Below are 15,671 nucleotides of genomic sequence, written 5' to 3' on the forward strand. Positions count from 1 at the left end.
CCCGCCCCAGCGGATTTCCTGAATGCAAAACGCCGCCCGGAGCATCCTCCGGGCGGCGTCATTTTTTCGTCGGGGCGGGCGGGACGGCCTAGCTGCCTGTCGCACAAGCCGATTCTTGCAGCCTGTTCAAAAAGCCCGCTGGCAAGGCGCGTGAAAAAGTCAAGGCCGATGCGTATTTGGCATACGCGAGGGTTTGACTTTTTCGAGTCAACGCAGCCAGCGGGAATTTTTCAACAGGCTGTTAGGCCACTTTCACGCTACGGTCCAGGCTGGAGGGGCCGAACACCTCGTCCACGCGTTTGACCTTGCCCAGGGCCCGCTTGAGGATGTCCTTGTAGTCCCGCATGTCGGCTTGGCCATAGCGCTCCTTGAGGTTGGCAAGGGAGGCCATGTCCATGACCTCGTTGAACAAATAGGGCAGGTAGAGCGGATCCTGCTTGAGGAACTGCAGCACGTTGAGCAGCAGCTGCTTTATCTCGACCTGGTTGCGGCCCGGCTTCTTGAGCAGCTTGTCGAAGCGCTTGGTGGCGTGGCGCAAGGAGTCGTTCCAGGTGCCGTAGCGGGCCTGGTACACGGGGCGCACACGGGGCTGGTTCACGCGCCGCAGCGAGGTGAGGAAGCGCTCCTTCGCTCCCGGCTGGGAGGCCAGCAGGCCCTTCTGGTGGCATTCCTCCACGTCAACCACGCGGCTGCCCTCGATCTCGGCGCCGCCGCCGTAGATGTTGTAGACCGGCAGTTGGGCCTTGCGCAGGTCCTTCTCCAGGTCGCGCTTGGCCGAGAGGTAGCCCACGTTGGAGAAGATGGTCTCGCCGTGGAGGTTCATGAGCTTCACGTCGCCCCGGGCCGGGTCGAAATTCTGCACGTTGCCGTGGGCGTGGTGGCCGGGGGCGTGGCTGCGCTCGGCGGGCCAGGCGAAGTCCTGCCCGGCCAGCAGGATGCGGCTCACGCCGCACCAGGTGAGGAAGCGCGCCAGGGTGACGCCCACGTTGCCGCCCGCGTCAAGCACCAGCTCGTGCTCGCTGAACACGTAGGTGGCCATGCCGCCCATGGTCCACAGGGGGATCTTGGGGCCGGGGTAACGGGCCACGACCTCGGGGTCGAGCTTGGTGGAGTAGATCAGGGGCAGGTCGTTCAGCCAGTTGATGTCCTTGATGCCGTCGTAGAGGCGCATCATCTCGTGGCGGAAGTCGATGGCCATGCAGAAGTCCGGCTTGAGGCCGATGCGCTCCAGCGCGGGAAGGGTCTGCAGGGCCGAGGCGTAGAGGGCGTGGCCGGGGCGCTCGACCAGCTGCGGGCCGGTCTGCGCCAGCGACGGACCCGCGCCCAGGATCACCGCCGTGACCCCCGAGGCGCAGCCCTGCATGGGCAGCAGGCTGCCGTTGTTCATGGCGTCGTGGAAGTTCCGCAGCTCGTTGCCCACCATGACCTCCTGCTTCAGGCGCAGGGTGGCCATCTCCACCGAGAAGTTCTCCAGCTTGCCGCGCAGGATGCCGCTCCAGTGGGCGTACTCCGGGCCGATCTGCTGGGAGGGCATGTCGTTGCGCAGGTGGATGTTGCCGTAGAGCAGGTTCAGGTCCAGGCGGTGCAGGGCCTTCTCGATGATGTCGTGGTCCGGCGCCAGGAAGCGCAGCCGCCCGGCCTTGAGGAAGGGGCGGTAGTCCGTCTCGCCCAGGCAGGCCAGGAGCATGTCGGGCCGGGGCTCCACCACCAGCACCCGGTGCGTGGAGGGCGTGCCGGTGAGCACGTGGTTCAGGCCGTAGCCCAGGTTGCAGCCCAGGAGCACCGTGGCGTCCTTCTCCGGCGTGTTCTTGGGCCGCCACTCCTGGTAGAGCACCGGAAGGGGCGGGCAGCGTTCGATGAGGCCGCCGCCGTCGTCCATGCGCCAATCCAGCAGGCCCATGTGGTTGACGAAAACGCGGGAGAGCGCGCCCTCGATGTCCGCGACGGACTGCGCCAGCCAGGTGGCCACGGGTTCCTTGAGCTCCGCCAGAGTCTCAAGGTTGCCGGTGAGGAATTGGTGCATGTTCATGGTGCCGGACATCAAGCAAGTTCCTTGCCAGTACAACGGGTTTCCCCTAAATCCAGGGGCATGGCACACGCAGACATCCTCACTCTCGCGGGCGACACCCCGCTGGTGACCATCCGGCGCCTCAACCCCAATCCGGACGTCACCCTGCTGGTCAAGCTGGAGGCCAAGAACCCCGGCGGCTCCATCAAGGACCGCGTGGCCCTGGCCATGATCGAGGCGGCCCAGGCCTCCGGGGAGCTCACCCCGGACAAGACCGTCATCGAGGCCACCTCGGGCAACACCGGCATCGGCCTGGCCATGGTCTGCGCCGTGAAGGGGCTCAAGCTCACGCTGGTCATGCCGTCCTCCGCCTCGGAGGAGCGCAAGCGCATCATGCGCGCCTACGGGGCCGAGCTGCTGCTCACGCCGGGTCACCTGGGCACGGACGGGGCCATCGAGGAGGCCTACCGCCTGGCCCGCGAATATCCCGAACGCTACGTGCTCATGGACCAGTTCAACAATCCCGCCAGCATAGAGGCCCATTACCGGGGCACCGGCCAGGAAATCTGGGACCAGACCGCGGGCGCGGTCACCCATGTGGTGGCCACCCTGGGCACTTCGGGTACGGCCATGGGCATCGCCAAGAAACTCAAGGAATTGAACCCGGCCGTCAAAGTGGTGGCGGTGGAGCCCAGGCCCGGGCACAGGATACAGGGGCTCAAGAACATGCAGGAGTCCTACCCGCCGGGCATCTACGACAAGCGGGCGCTGGAGGTTGTGCGCGTGGAGGACGAGGAAGCCTTCGAAATGGCCAGGCAACTGGCGCGCCAGGAGGGCATACTGGCGGGAATGAGCGGCGGGGCGGCCATGGCCGCTGCGGCCAGCCTCTGCCGCGAGCTGGTCTCCGGGCTGGTGGTGGCCATCCTGCCCGATGGCGGCGAACGCTACCTCTCCACCGAGCTGTACGCCGCCCAGGAACAGCGCGGCGTGCGCCTGCGCACCGTGGAGACCGGCAAGCAGGTGCACTTGCCCCCCGGGGCCGCCGGATTCTACACCCCCGGCCCCAGCCTGGACGCCACGGCCGACGCCGAATGCTGGCGGCGCATCGTGCTCTTGGACGTGCTGGCGCGCCACGGGCGCGGGCGGGACGCGGCCTCCTCCGTGGTGGTGGGCCTGGCCGACATGGACGACAGGGCCTTGGCCGCGTCGCGCGCTGCCGGGCTCTCCCGGGAGGATTTCGCCCGCCAGGCCCTGGACGGCCTCAACAGGCTGGCGGGGCAGCTGCGCGTGGAGGCCTCCTTCACCATGGCCTCGGCCTCGCTTGAGCGCATGCTGGACATGACCAGGGCGCTCATGCGCAAGGGCTACAGCTACGAGCGGCTGCGCTCGGTCTATTTCGACGTGGCGCGCGACAAGGGCTACGGGGCGCTCTCCCACGCCAACCTGGGCAGGCTGGCTCTGGGCAAGACCGTGGACCTGGCGGCCTACCTCAAGGACCACCCCCAGGACTTCACCCTGCTCAAGCGAGTCAGCCTGCAGGACCTCAAGCTCGGCCAGGTGGTGCAGACCGAGTGGGGGGCCGTGCGCCCAAGCTGGTTTTTGCAGATGGCGGCCTGCCCGCTGGAGCGGCTGCCCAAGCTCACGGCGGTGCTGGCGGGCGAGGGGCAGTGTTTCCCAATGCTTGAGAACCTGCGCGCCATCTGGAACCTGACCGGCGGAGTGCGCCCGGCGGCCTGGCTCACCAGCGGCGTGGTCAAGGGCTCAGGGGACACCTGCGACCTGGCCGACGTGGCCCGGAGCATGGGCGGCTTCCAGGCCGCGCGGCTTTGGCTGCTGTCGCTGCATTACCGCAGGCCGCTGGACGTGTCCGAGAAGACCCTTTCCATGTGGGCCAGGAACTGGCGCAAGCTCCAGGACACGGCCGTGAACCTCTCGCACTGCGCCGTGAACGATTCCGTGGCCTCGGCCGACGCGGCCCAGGCCGTTGAGAACCTGCGCGCCGAGCTGGAGCAGGCCATGGACGACGACCTCGGGCTGCACCGCTTCTGGCCGCAGCTTTTCGCCTATTGCCGCCGGGCCAACGCGGCCGCCGGTTCGCGCGGCCCCACCCCCGGGGACGCCGCCATCTACCTGGAGGGCCTCAAGGCCGTGAACGCGGTTCTGGGAGTGATGGACGAATCCCGCCTGCCCCTGGCCAGGCAGGCTTGGCCGGGCCTGGCCCAGAGCATGGTGCAGAAGCGGGAGATGGCCCGGGCCGCCAAGGAGTTCGAGCTGGCCGACACCCTGCGGGAGCAGTTGGGGCTCATGGGCCTCAGGCTGGAGGACACCTCCGCCGGGCCGCGGCTCTTCACCGTCAGCCCGGAGTAGCGGTACAGAACCTCAGGCGCAGCGTTCGTTTCCGGCTGGCGCACCCGCCGCCAGATGCGGGGCGAAAGGTCCTCACAGCCTCAGGTGCAGCTTCCGCCTTCCGGGGCCAGGCCGTTCTTGCGGGGCCACAGCTCGGAAAGCAGCATCCCGGCCAGCATCAATGCGCAACCAACCAAGCCGCGCGGGGTGAGCGTCTCCCCGATGAGCAGCCAGCCGCCCAGGGCCGCGAACACGGACTCAAGGCTCAGGATGATTGCCGCGTGGGAGGGGTTGGCGTCGCGCTGGGCCACCAGTTGCAGCGTGTAGGCCAGCCCCACGGAGAGCAGACCGCCGTAAAGGATGGGCACTGCCGCGTCCATCAGCCCTTCCAACGCGAAGGATTCCCCAGTCCAGACCGCGAAAATCAGGCTCAGAACGGAGCAGACCGCATACTGGCCCACGGCCAGGTGAATGGGATTCATGCGCGGGGCGAACCAGGCCGCCACCAGCACGTGCCCGGCCCAGAAGAAGGCCCCGATGAGCTCCAGGAGGTCGCCGGGGTTGATGTGGAACTGCTCGTTGATGCTCAGCAGATACATGCCCGCCACGGCGCACAGGGCGCCGAGCACCGTGCCCAGCGGCGTGCGGTTTCCCAGCAGGGCGGCGAAGAGGGGCACCAGGATCACGTACAGGCAGGTGATGAACCCGGCGTTGCCCGCTGTGGTGTGCAGCATGCCGATCTGCTGCAGGCTGGCCCCGGCGGTCAGGGCCGTACCCGCGCAGAGGTAGCCCAGCCAGGCGGGCGTGGGCGAACACTCCCTGGGGACGATGCGGCCCGTGGAGCGGATCGCCAGCGGCAGCAGGGCGCAGGCGCCCAGAGCGAAGCGCACGCCGTTGAATACGAATGGGCCCACATGCTCCATGCCCACGCGCTGCGCCACGAAGGCGAAGCCCCAGACGAGGGCTGTGATGAGCAGGAGAATGTCTGCCCGGAGTGACCTGGATATGGCGCTGCTCCTTTCCCGAACCTTCTCCCCGAGCAGGGGGCGGACGCCGGATTCCTACGGGTTGCATAGGAATTCCCGTGGATTGACCCGCCGCGAAGGCCGTCCGGGCACTTAGCCGCAACCAGGGTCAAAGATCAAGCGCCGGGGCTGTCGCCCCCATCCTGTTCCAGTTCGGCAAGCATCTGGTCCGCCTCCGTGAAGCCGGGCCGGATGACCAGGGCCTTGCGCAGGTGCTCCCTGGCTTTTTCCCGCCTGGAGGCGTGCACGTAGGCCTTGGCGATGTTGTAGTGCAGGTTTTCGTCGCTGGGGGTGAGGATCAGGGCCTGGGTGTAGGCGTGCAGCGCGCCGGAGAGGTCCCCCGAGCGGCGCAGCCGCACACCCAGGGAGTTGTACGGGTTGACGGCCCCCGGGTCCTGCTCGAGGATTTCCACAAAGAGCTCCTTGAGCTCCTGGAGCTTGTCCTGGATGGCCAGGATGTCCGCGCAGCGGTTGAGGTGCTCCAGGTACTTCTCCTGATCGCCCAGCCCTTTGTGCGCGTGCGCCAGGCCTTTGTAGGCCTCCGCGAACATGGTGTTGATGGCCAGGGCCTGGTTGAAGGCCTGGATGGCCAGCCCGAACTCCTGCAGGCGCAGGTGCTCCAGGCCCATGTTGAACAGCTCCATCGCCTCGTTGTGGGACTGGGTCACGCTGGAGTAGGCGGCCGCCGCCTGGGCATGGTCCCCAGACGCGGCCAGCTCGTCGGCCCGGGCCATCCTCAGGGCGCGGACATCGTCCGGGTGGGAGGACTCCCAGGCGGAGCGCAAGTGCCTGGCGCAGGTCTGCGGCGTGTAGGGACGCAGGACGTAGCCGCCGCACCCCGCCGAGACGGCCTCCAGCACGCGTTCGCGGCGGCTCTCCGCCGTGAGCATCACCACGGCCTTGTGCTTGAGGGTCTTGTCGCGCTTGATGGCCCGCAGGCACTCGATTCCGGTGAGAGCCCCGGTGCGGTCTCCCAGGAGGATGAGCCCCACGGTGTCGTCGCCCAGGTGGGGCCGGGCCTCGACCAGGGAGGGGAACAGGCGTATGGTGTTGTAGCCCATGCCCGCGAGTGTGCGCCTGTCCTTGGCCACGAGGGAAGGATCGGAATTGATGAGCGCCAAGCCGACTTTCGCGGGGTTGTAAACCATTCGCCACACGTAGCACCGGCCAGATTGGCTGGCAATATACCGGGAGGAGGGGGAGATGGCGGGAAAATCCGCTGGAAAATGGCTGACGGCCCTTGGCGCGGCGCTGGCCGTGGGCGCGTTCTTCTGGCTGGGCGGCCCGCGGTACTTCAACCTTGAAACGCTCAAGACATCGCGCGACGGGCTCCAGGGGCTTTACGCCGCGCACCCGGCGGCCATGCTCACGGGGTATTTCGCACTGTATGTGGCGGCCGCTGCGCTCAACCTCCCCGGCAGCGCCGTGCTGACCCTGGCGGGCAGCGCCGTCTTCGGGTTCTGGGCGGGGCTGGCGTCCGTCTCGTTCGCCTCCAGCCTTGGGGCCACGATGGCCTGCGCACTCTCGCGGTACCTCCTGCGGGACTGGGTGCGCGGGCGCTTCGGGGCCGTGCTGGACAAGGTGGACCGGGGCCTGGCCAGCGAGGGGGCCTGGTATCTGGCTTCGCTGCGCTTGGTGCCCGTGATTCCCTTCTTCCTGATCAACCTGGTCATGGGCCTGACGCGGATGCCCCTGGGCAGGTTCTACGTCGTCTCGCAGCTGGGCATGCTCCCGGGGACCATCGTGTTCGTCAACGCCGGGACGGAACTGGGCCGCGTCGACAAGATCGGCGACATCCTCTCGCCCGGAGTGCTCGGTTCGCTGGCCCTGCTGGCGGTGTTTCCCGTGGCGGCCAAATGGGCCCTGAGCCGGTTCAGGCGCGCGAAGGATGACTTCCGGGCCTAAGGCAGCCGGGCGAGGGCCTTCTCGATCGCCGAGGTCAGGTCTCCAACCTTGAAGGGCTTGGTGACGAAATCATTCATACCCTCGCGCAGGAAGCGCAGCCTGTCCCTGTGTGTGGCATAAGCCGTCAGCGCGATGATGGGGATGGCGCGGTCAACGGTGTGAAGCTCGCCGTTGCGGATGAGTTGGGTGGTCGTGATGCCGTCCATGACGGGCATCTGGATGTCCATGAGGATCACGTCCACCGGGTTGGTTCGCAGCATCTGCAGCGCCTGCTGGCCGTTTTCGGCCTGCAGCACCGTGTAGCCCCTGCTGCTGAGCATCCTGGCCGCGGTGACGCGATTGTTGTGTTCGTCCTCGACGATGAGCACCCGGGCGTCGCCGCACGGGCCGTCCAACTGCCCGTCCTGAACGTCCTCCCCAGGCTGCCAGAAGGATACGGTGAAGCTGAAGGTGCTGCCCATTCCAGGCGTGCTTTCCGCCCAGATCCGGCCGCCCAGCAGTTCCACCAGCCCCTTGGAGATTGCCAGCCCCACGCCCGAACCGCTGTAGCGCTTGGTCAGGGTGTCCTCGGCCAGCGAGAAGCTCTCGAAAATGTGGGGCAGTCTGTCCGCCGGGATGCCCACCCCCGTGTCCTCCACGGTGAAGAGCAGCGGCAGCCCGCCTTCGCAGGCGAAGAGCCCTTCGCCGTGAAGGTCGATGGTCTCGATGCGCGTGAGCGAGAGGAGCACGTGCCCTTCATCGGTGCACTGGATGGCGTTGGAGAGCAGGCTCACCAGGATCTGGCGCAGCCGGAACTCGTCACCGGCCACGATCACAGGCACCGACGGGTGAATCTCGGCGGAGAGCTCAAGGCCCTTCAGCCGGGCCTGAACCGCGAAGTTCATCACCACCGAGGCCACGCAGCGGTGCAGGTCGAACGGCTTCATGGAAGCCTGCAGGGCGTGGGAGGAGATGTCTGCAAGGTCCAGCAGGGAGTTGATGGCCTGCAGCAGACGCTCCCCGGATTCACCGACGATCTGCCACAGTTCGGCCTGCTCTTCGTTGAGCGGCTCGGATTGGGCCAGTTGCGCCGCGCCCAGGATGCCGTTGAGAGGGGTGCGCAGTTCGTGGCTGATGTTGGCCAGGAACTGCGTCTTGGCGACGAAAGAGGCCTCGGCCCTCTCCCGGGCCCTGATGAGCGCCCGCTCCATGTGCTTGCGTTCGGTTATCTCGCGGGAGAATGAAGCCAGGAGCGTGACGGCGCCGCTCGAATCCGGAACCGGGTAGATGCTCACCCAGAAGATCCGGTCCCCGTGCTTCTCCTCGTATTGGACCGGGCCGGACCCGGCCAGCACCTTTTCGCACATGGCACGCCTGTACAGCGAGACCTCGGGGTCCAGGTATTTGTAGATGCACTTGCCGAGGAGCTCCTCAACGGTCATGGAACGGCGCCTGGCGGCTTCGTCGTTGAGGGCCACGAACCGGCCATTGGCGTCGATGAGCACGGCCGAGTCGGTGGTGGCGTTGAGCAGGTCCCTCAGGCGGTTGTGCTCGCTTATGGCGATGCGCTCCATCTCGACCCAGCGCGTCACGTCTTCCCGGATGACCACCGCGCCGCACAATTTTCCATCCTTGAGCAGGGGAGTGGCGCGGATGGTCTGGTAGCCGGATTGCCCCCCGCTGAATTCGGGGGTGTACACCCGCTCCAGCAGGATGTCCTGGCCCTGCAGCACGGGCGCGAGGCTGCCCGCGACCCCGGCCGAGTCGATGCCCGGCAGGGAGCAGAGGGGCTTGCCGATGAAGTAGTCCTTCTCGCGCATGCCGCGAGCGAAGTGGGCGAGGTGCCAGTCGTTGACGTAGGAGACGACTCCCTGCTTGTTTATGTGCATGATCGACACGGGTGCCCGCTTGGCGAGAGACTTGAATTCCGGAGGCAGGCCGTTGTCGGTGGGGGTCATTGTATTTTGCTGATCCATGGCTGTCGAAAAAAGTTCCGTTCGGTCCTGGCCTACGAGGCCGTGTGCCTGTGGTGCTGCCTCTTATCTGGGTACCCTAAAGGACTGGACGTCACCACGCCGCATTGGGTTACTCCGTGTCGGGGTGTCTGCACGCCGCCGCCCCGGTTCCCCCGGTCGTTACCGGGGCTGCTCAGTTCAACGCCAGCGCCGCGCGCGCGCCCGGCAGGGCCGCCTGGCCCCCCGCAGGGGCGTTCTGCAATTCCCGCACGAGGTTCCTGAGCTCCTGGGCCTGGTTGGCCAGTTCCTGAACCGCGGCGGCCGATTGCTGCATCGACACCGCCGTATCGTTGGAGACGCGGCTGACATCGTCGATGGAGCGGGCGATCTCCTCGCTGGCGGCGGACTGCTCCTCCGAGGCGGTGGCGATGGACGCCACCTGGTCGCTGGTGATCTCCGCCAGCTCCACGATGCGCTTGAGGGCCTCGCCGGACTGCCCGGCCATTTCCGTCGCCTCGCCGATCCTGTCCACGGCGCTGTCCACGCTCTCGATGCTGTGGCGCGTGCTGGCCTGGATGGCGCGGATTGCGTCGCCCACTTCCTTGGTGGCGGTCATGGTCTTTTCGGCCAGCTTGCGCACCTCGTCGGCGACCACGGCGAAGCCGCGTCCGGCTTCCCCGGCTCTCGCCGCCTCGATGGCCGCGTTGAGAGCCAGCAGATTGGTCTGGTCGGCTATGTCGGAGATGACGCCCAGTATCTGTCCGATGCCCTGGGCCTGCCTGCCCAGGTCCGTCATTTCGGTTTTCAGGGAAAGGGCCTGCTTGTGCACCTCGCCGATGCCGGAGATCACCTTGCCCACGATGTCCGCGCCGTCTTCCGCCTGGGAGCGGGCCTTGCCCGACATCTCCGCCGCGCTTCCCGCGTTGCGGGCCACGTCCAGAACGGTCGTATTCATCTGAGAAACGGCGGCGGCGGTCTCGCCGATGCGCTGAGACTGCACCTCGGTGCCGCGGGAGGACTGCTCGATCTGCTCCGAGAGCTTGCCGGAAGCCGAGGTGACCACCGCCACCACGCCCTCGATGCGCCGGGCCGCCTGCAGCATGCCTTCCGCCTTGGCCTGTTCGGCCTGGGCCCTGGCGGCGTCGGCCTCCCTGGTGGCCTGCTCGGCCTCGATGGTGCGCAGGCGGGCCTGCTCGGACTGTTCGTTGGCGTGGGCGATCATCTCCTTCAGGCTGGCGACCATGGTGCGCAGGCTCTGGGCCAGCTGCCCGATTTCGTCCCTCTGGTCGATGTCCAGGCGTTCGTCCAGGCGGCCGCCAGCCACGGCTCCGGCGAAGCCCACCACGCGCTTGAGTCCGCCGGATATGGCCCTGGCCGCGAGCAGCGAGAGCAGGATGGAGAGCGCGGCGCAGCACATGGCCGTAATGGTCAGCACGCGTTGCGCGGACTTGCCCTCCGCCACGGAGGCGGCGACGGTGGCGCGAGCCTCCTCGCTGTTGTGCTTGACGAGCGTGTCCAGCTTGGCGGCAACGGGCCGGAATGCCTCGCGACCCTTGGAGGCGGACTTGCCCATGGCCAGGGTGCGTTTGCCTTCCTTGACCAGGCCCAGGACCTCGCGCTGGATTTTTTCCATCTCGGCCATGCCTGCCTTGGCCTCGGTCCAGATACGTTTTTCCTCTTCATTCTTTTCCAGGGCGTCGTAGGCATTCAGGCCTTCGTGGACGCGCTTCCATTCGGCTTCGAACAGGACCGTCCGGCTGGCGATTTCATCCTTGGTGGACAACTCGGGGATCAGCAGGCTCTGCTCGATACGCCTGGCGGAGACGACGCCGTCCTTGCACTCGAAGAGCGCGTTCACCGAGGGGAACGTGTTGGCGGCGAAGCCCCCGAGGGACTTGTTTGCGTCGTCAAGCGCCAGCCAGCCGCTCATGCCCACCGCGGCTGTCAGCAGCGAGGTGATGACGGCGATGCCGCCCAGCTTAACGAAAAGGGATGTGTTTTTCATGCGGTCAGCCCCTGAAATAATAGGTTCGGTGTACTCACGAACGTAACGACAGCATTTCGGAGACAGGATGAAGGAGGCGAAGGTGCGGCGCAAATGTGCAGAAATGATGCCCTAGATCGGCTGGATCGACAAGGGCAGAGATTAGCCTATGGACAGGCTGGCCGGGGATGACTATCGCAGATGCGGACAGAGCTCGAGGAGGTCGCTATGAAAGGCAATGAGGCCATCGTCATCCGGCGGGAGGAACTCCCGGCGGTGAGGAAGCGCCAGCCCCCTCCGGGGAAGGCCATGGAAGGAAAGGAAAGGTATAGCAGAAAACGAAAACACCCCAAGCGGGAGCAACTCGGGGACGAAAACGAAACGCCCGGGGGCGAAAGCCTCCGGGCGTCATTGTTTACAATAGGTTCGGCGGCCCGGATCAAGCCCCGAGGCGTTGTTCGATGATGGTCTTGGCGCGCAGGGCCAGCTGGCTCACCTCGGGCTTGGATATCTGGTCGTCCGCACCCACGGCGTCGCCCTTGTGGCGCAGCTTGTCCGTGATGAGGGAGGAGAACAGCAGCACGGGCAGCTTGCCCAGGGCGTTGTCGGATTTGATGCGCTTGGTGAGGTTGTGCCCGTCCATTGTGGGCATCTCGATGTCGGAGACAACCACCTGAACGTAGTCCGTCACGTCGGTGTTGTTTTCCTCGGCCAGCTGCTTGATTTGCAGCAGGCGCTCCCAGGCCTGGAGCCCGGTGTTCACCACCTCCACGTCGAAGTTGGCCTTTTCCATCAGGTCGCGCAGCATCTCGCGCACCAGGGCGGAGTCGTCCGCGATAAGGGCCCGGTATCGCTTGCTGGCGCGCCAGTCCACGGTGGTGTCCAGCTTGAGGCCAAGGGAGGGGTTCAGGTCGGCCACGATCTTTTCGAGGTCCAGCAGGAAGACGATGCGGTCCTCGAGTTTGACCACTCCAGTGATGGAGTCGCCGCTCAGGGTGGAGACGTAATTGTTGGGCGGCTCCACCGCTTCCCAGCTGAGCCGGTGGATGCGTGTGACGCCAGTGACCAGGAAGGCGGTGGTGACCTTGTTGAACTCCGTGACGATGACCTTGGGGGATTCAGTGTCCTCGCGTTGTTTGGCCAGCCAGACGGAAAGGTCAACAAGCGGGATGATGTGGTTACGCAGGTTGAACGCACCCAGAACGGAAGGGTGGGCCACTTCGGGCAGTTCGGTGACTCTGGGCAGGCGGATGATCTCCAGCACCTTGGCCACGTTGACGCCGTAGTACCCCTTGTACGTGGAGAGTCCGGAGGGATCGCCCACCGGCACCTTCTCGTCGAGGTAGAACTCGACGATTTCGAGCTCGTTGGTGCCGGATTCGAGCAGAATGTTGGTCTGGGCCATCAGGTCCCTCCGGTGTTACAACTTCAGCAATGCGGTTTCCACCGCGTCGATGATCTTTTTGGGGGTTGAGGCTCCCGCTGTCAAGCCAATGCGGGAGAGGCCGCGCATCTTTTCCAGCGGCAGTTCGTCGGCCGTCTCAACATGCACGCAGGGCACTCCCCGGTCCTGGGCGACCTTGGCCAGGCGGCGGGTATTGCCGCTGTTGCGGCCGCCCACCACCACGATCATGTCCACCGAGCCGGCCAGGGCGATGACTTCTTCCTGCCGCATCTGCGTCGCGTCGCAAATGGTGCGCAGCACCGGAATCTCGCGCCCGAGCAGGTCGAGAAGCCGTTCGCGGATGCGCTCGAACCCGGCGTCGTCCTGGGTGGTCTGGGCCGCGAGGAAATAGGATTCCCGGGGGTCGAGCGCGTCCTCCGGCAACTCCTCCAGGCTCCCGAAGACAATGGCCCCGTTGGCCGCGTGGCTCAGGAGGCCGCGCACCTCGGGGTGGTCCTCCTCGCCGTAGAGCAGCAGGATGCCGCCCTTGGCGGCCTCCTTGGCGATCAGGCGCTGGGCCTTCATCACCTTGGGGCAGGTGGCGTCGGCCACCTTGAGGCCGCTTGCGGCCAGGCGCTCGTACACCAGCCGGGGCACGCCGTGGGCGCGGATGAGCACGATGGACCCTGCCTCGATCTCCTCGGGGTTCTCGGAGCAGGCCACGCCCAGCTCTTCGTATTCCTTGAGCACCTGGGGGTTGTGGATGAGGGGGCCGAAGGTGCAGATGGGAGCCGCGAGGGACTGGTCGGCAAGCAGTTCGTCGAGCTTGCGCAGGGCCAGGCCCACGCCCATGCAGAATCCGGCAGATTTAGCCCTGACGACTTCCATCATGCTCCTCCTGGTGGTGGCCTTCGCAGGGCGCGCACTGCGCCAGGGCCACCCGCTCTACGATCTCGGAAAGATGCTCCCACGACGTACACGAGCCCACTTCCTGGCGCAACGAACGCGCCCCCAGCAGGTTGCGGATGTAGCGGGGCACGATGGAGCGCATGCGCAGGATGGCCTTCTCCGGCCTGCCGAAGCGGCGGATGTAGGCGGCGTGGCGCTCGATCATGCGGGCCACCTCGGGCCCCGAGGGGGAGTGGGCGGCCTCGTTCAGGAAGTGGCTGAACACGGCTGGGTCGTACATGGCCCCGCGCGCGAACATCACGCCGTCGGCCCCGGTCCGCTCCAGGCAGTTCCGGGCGTCGGCGGCGCTGAAGAGGTCGCCGCTGGCCAGCACGGGGATGCCCGCCTCCCGCTTGAGCCTGGCCACCTGGGACCAGTCCGCCGTGCCGGAATACCCCTGCCTGGCGTGCCGGGGATGCAGCGTGAGCCAGGCCGCGCCCAGGTTCTCGAGCTCACGGGCGATGGGGAACACTGCCTCGTCACCCGCGGCCCAGCCCGTGCGCAGCTTCACGCTCACGGCGCCGGGGCCCGCCTTGGCCACCATGACCTTCACGATGGCGTAGAGCAGCTCCGGCGTGCGCAGCAGGGCCGAGCCCGAGCCGGACTTGACCACCTTGGGCACGGAGCAGCCGCAGTTGAGGTCGAAATACCTGAAGCCGCGCTCAAGGAGCATGTCCAAGGCCCGGGCGAACATCTCCGGCTCCGCGCCGAAGAGCTGCACCACCAGAGGCGAATCCTCAGGGCAGGTGGCGAGCAGGTCCTTGGTGCCGGGGCTGTGGTAGACCATGCCCTTTGCGCTGACCATCTCCGTGACGGCGCAGGCCGCGCCGTAGTCGCGGCAGAGCATCCTGAAGGGGAGGTCGGAGTATCCTGCAAGGGGGGCCAGCCAGGGAGAGCCTGGGCCGATGGGGGGGGTGGTGCTCATGGGCTGATGTCCAATACGCACGGGGAGGCCGCTTGGCAATGGCCGCAAACCACAGAATGGAGGGCGCGGCCTCGCGGCCAGGGCCGTCGTGCGCTTGCGCCCCCGTCGCGGGACGGAGCGGAACGGAGGGGCGCGTGCGTTCCCCGGGTCATCTTGACCTGGCAGGGCCTTTTGTCTAGCCTGCCCGTTTCGTGCCCGGGTATCCCCCGCGCCTTGAACGCAACGTATCTAAAGAAGGACCGTCTCCATGTCGTCCAAAACCGATCTGATCTGGTTCGACGGCGCGCTCGTCCCCTGGGACGAGGCGCGCGTACACGTGATGACCCATACCCTTCATTACGGCGTGGGCGTGTTCGAGGGCATCCGGGCCTACAGGCAGGCGGGCGGCGGCTCGGCCGTGTTCCGCCTCAAGGAGCATGTGCGCAGGCTCTTCGAGTCCGCCAAGATCGTCGAGATCGCCATGCCCTTCACCCAGGAGCGGATCGTGGAGGCCATCCTCGAGACGCTCAAGGCCAACAAGCTGGAGGAGGGCTACATCCGGCCCATCACGTTCATCGGCACGGGCATGTCCTTCGGCGTCAGCCCCGGCAAGAACCCCATCCACAACGCCATCTGCGTGTGGCCCTGGGGCGCGTACCTGGGCGAGGACGCCCTGGAGCTGGGCATCCGCATCAAGACGTCCTCCTTCGCCAGGCACCACGTCAACGTGATGATGACCAAGGCCAAGGTCTGCGGCAACTACGTCAACTCCGTGCTGGCCAAGTCCGAGGCCCTGGCCGACGGCTACGACGAGGCCATGCTCCTGGATACCGACGGCTACGTCTCCGAAGGCTCGGGCGAGAACATCTTCATGGTCAAGGACGGAGCCATCAAGACCCCGCCGCTGACCTCCGTGCTCTCGGGCATCACCCGCGACGCCATCATCACCCTCTCGCGCGACCTGGGCATCCCCCTGCGCGAGGAGCGCTTCACCCGCGACGAGCTCTACACCGCGGACGAGGCCTTCTTCTCGGGCACCGCGGCGGAGATCACCCCCATCCGCGAGATCGACCGGCGCACCATCGGCCATGGCAGGGCAGGGGAAGTGACCAAACTCCTGCAGAAGGAGTTCTTCCGCATGGTCAAGGGCGAAAACCCCGCGTACGCCTCCTGGCTGCACGCTTACACCGTCTAGCGATTGTTCATCGGGGGGCCGGACGGCCCTCCGGGCGG

11 protein-coding genes are annotated in these 15,671 nt (G+C 66.6%); 3 read left to right on the plus strand and 8 right to left on the minus strand.

Annotated features, from left to right (window positions below; translation table 11 throughout):
- Nucleotides 1-241: 241 nt before the first annotated feature.
- Entirely contained in the window at nt 242-2,041 is a 1,800-nt protein-coding gene (locus tag MLE18_RS08205) for a motility associated factor glycosyltransferase family protein (protein WP_243438303.1), read from the minus strand.
- A 48-nt stretch (nt 2,042-2,089) separates the two neighbouring features.
- Here MLE18_RS08205 and MLE18_RS08210 point away from each other — a divergent pair, with 48 nt between their 5' ends.
- Nucleotides 2,090-4,375 (plus strand): cysteine synthase, encoded by a 2,286-nt coding sequence (locus MLE18_RS08210; protein ID WP_243438304.1) that lies wholly within the window; start codon nt 2,090-2,092, stop codon nt 4,373-4,375.
- Nucleotides 4,376-4,455: 80 nt separating this feature from the next.
- On the opposite strand, the gene MLE18_RS08215 is transcribed toward MLE18_RS08210, so the two are convergent.
- Nucleotides 4,456-5,295, minus strand: a complete 840-nt coding sequence (locus MLE18_RS08215) for a DMT family transporter (RefSeq protein WP_419714889.1) — start codon at nt 5,293-5,295, stop codon at nt 4,456-4,458.
- Between the two features lie 200 nt (nt 5,296-5,495).
- Entirely contained in the window at nt 5,496-6,527 is a 1,032-nt protein-coding gene (locus MLE18_RS08220) for a tetratricopeptide repeat protein (protein ID WP_243438305.1), read from the minus strand.
- A 55-nt stretch (nt 6,528-6,582) separates the two neighbouring features.
- Here MLE18_RS08220 and MLE18_RS08225 point away from each other — a divergent pair, with 55 nt between their 5' ends.
- Nucleotides 6,583-7,284: a TVP38/TMEM64 family protein gene (locus tag MLE18_RS08225; RefSeq protein WP_243438306.1), complete on the plus strand. Its 702-nt coding sequence runs from the start codon at nt 6,583-6,585 to the stop codon at nt 7,282-7,284.
- Here MLE18_RS08225 and MLE18_RS08230 read toward each other — a convergent pair.
- The 5 genes from MLE18_RS08230 to MLE18_RS08250 all read right to left on the minus strand — a co-directional run bounded on the left by MLE18_RS08230 (nt 7,281) and on the right by MLE18_RS08250 (nt 14,459).
- Nucleotides 7,281-9,221 carry a PAS domain-containing hybrid sensor histidine kinase/response regulator gene (locus MLE18_RS08230; protein WP_243438307.1) on the minus strand — a complete coding sequence of 647 codons (1,941 nt, stop codon included), beginning with the start codon at nt 9,219-9,221 and terminating at the stop codon, nt 7,281-7,283. The two genes, MLE18_RS08225 and MLE18_RS08230, sit on opposite strands and share 4 nt — an antisense overlap.
- Nucleotides 9,222-9,411: 190 nt before the next feature.
- Nucleotides 9,412-11,223: a methyl-accepting chemotaxis protein gene (locus MLE18_RS08235; RefSeq protein WP_243438308.1), complete on the minus strand. Its 1,812-nt coding sequence runs from the start codon at nt 11,221-11,223 to the stop codon at nt 9,412-9,414.
- Nucleotides 11,224-11,641: 418 nt separating this feature from the next.
- The gene (locus tag MLE18_RS08240; protein WP_243438309.1) at nt 11,642-12,607 is read right to left on the minus strand and encodes a chemotaxis protein; all 966 of its coding nucleotides are present in this window, start codon (nt 12,605-12,607) and stop codon (nt 11,642-11,644) included.
- Between the two features lie 15 nt (nt 12,608-12,622).
- The gene (gene ispH, locus MLE18_RS08245; RefSeq protein ID WP_243438310.1) at nt 12,623-13,474 is read right to left on the minus strand and encodes a 4-hydroxy-3-methylbut-2-enyl diphosphate reductase; all 852 of its coding nucleotides are present in this window, start codon (nt 13,472-13,474) and stop codon (nt 12,623-12,625) included.
- Nucleotides 13,455-14,459, minus strand: coding sequence for a tRNA dihydrouridine synthase (locus MLE18_RS08250; protein WP_243438311.1), 1,005 nt, complete (start codon nt 14,457-14,459; stop codon nt 13,455-13,457). Before MLE18_RS08250 ends, ispH begins: the two co-directional genes overlap by 20 nt.
- A gap of 247 nt (nt 14,460-14,706) precedes the next feature.
- Here MLE18_RS08250 and MLE18_RS08255 point away from each other — a divergent pair, with 247 nt between their 5' ends.
- Entirely contained in the window at nt 14,707-15,633 is a 927-nt protein-coding gene (locus tag MLE18_RS08255; RefSeq protein WP_243438312.1) for a branched-chain amino acid transaminase, read from the plus strand.
- Nucleotides 15,634-15,671 lie beyond the last annotated feature (38 nt).

The sequence above is a fragment of the Fundidesulfovibrio soli genome (genome assembly GCF_022808695.1).
Lineage (GTDB): Bacteria > Desulfobacterota > Desulfovibrionia > Desulfovibrionales > Desulfovibrionaceae > Fundidesulfovibrio > Fundidesulfovibrio soli.

What these genes read in the sequence shown, in the direction of transcription:
- MLE18_RS08205 (WP_243438303.1), bottom strand. Translation starts at nt 2,041, where the DNA reads ATGTCCGGCACCATGAACATGCACCAATTCCTCACCGGCAACCTTGAG.
- MLE18_RS08210 (WP_243438304.1), top strand. Translation starts at nt 2,090, where the DNA reads ATGGCACACGCAGACATCCTCACTCTCGCGGGCGACACCCCGCTGGTG.
- MLE18_RS08220 (WP_243438305.1), bottom strand. Translation starts at nt 6,527, where the DNA reads ATGGTTTACAACCCCGCGAAAGTCGGCTTGGCGCTCATCAATTCCGAT.
- MLE18_RS08225 (WP_243438306.1), top strand. Translation starts at nt 6,583, where the DNA reads ATGGCGGGAAAATCCGCTGGAAAATGGCTGACGGCCCTTGGCGCGGCG.
- MLE18_RS08230 (WP_243438307.1), bottom strand. Translation starts at nt 9,221, where the DNA reads ATGACCCCCACCGACAACGGCCTGCCTCCGGAATTCAAGTCTCTCGCC.
- MLE18_RS08235 (WP_243438308.1), bottom strand. Translation starts at nt 11,223, where the DNA reads ATGAAAAACACATCCCTTTTCGTTAAGCTGGGCGGCATCGCCGTCATC.
- MLE18_RS08240 (WP_243438309.1), bottom strand. Translation starts at nt 12,607, where the DNA reads ATGGCCCAGACCAACATTCTGCTCGAATCCGGCACCAACGAGCTCGAA.
- ispH (WP_243438310.1), bottom strand. Translation starts at nt 13,474, where the DNA reads ATGGAAGTCGTCAGGGCTAAATCTGCCGGATTCTGCATGGGCGTGGGC.
- MLE18_RS08250 (WP_243438311.1), bottom strand. Translation starts at nt 14,459, where the DNA reads ATGAGCACCACCCCCCCCATCGGCCCAGGCTCTCCCTGGCTGGCCCCC.
- MLE18_RS08255 (WP_243438312.1), top strand. Translation starts at nt 14,707, where the DNA reads ATGTCGTCCAAAACCGATCTGATCTGGTTCGACGGCGCGCTCGTCCCC.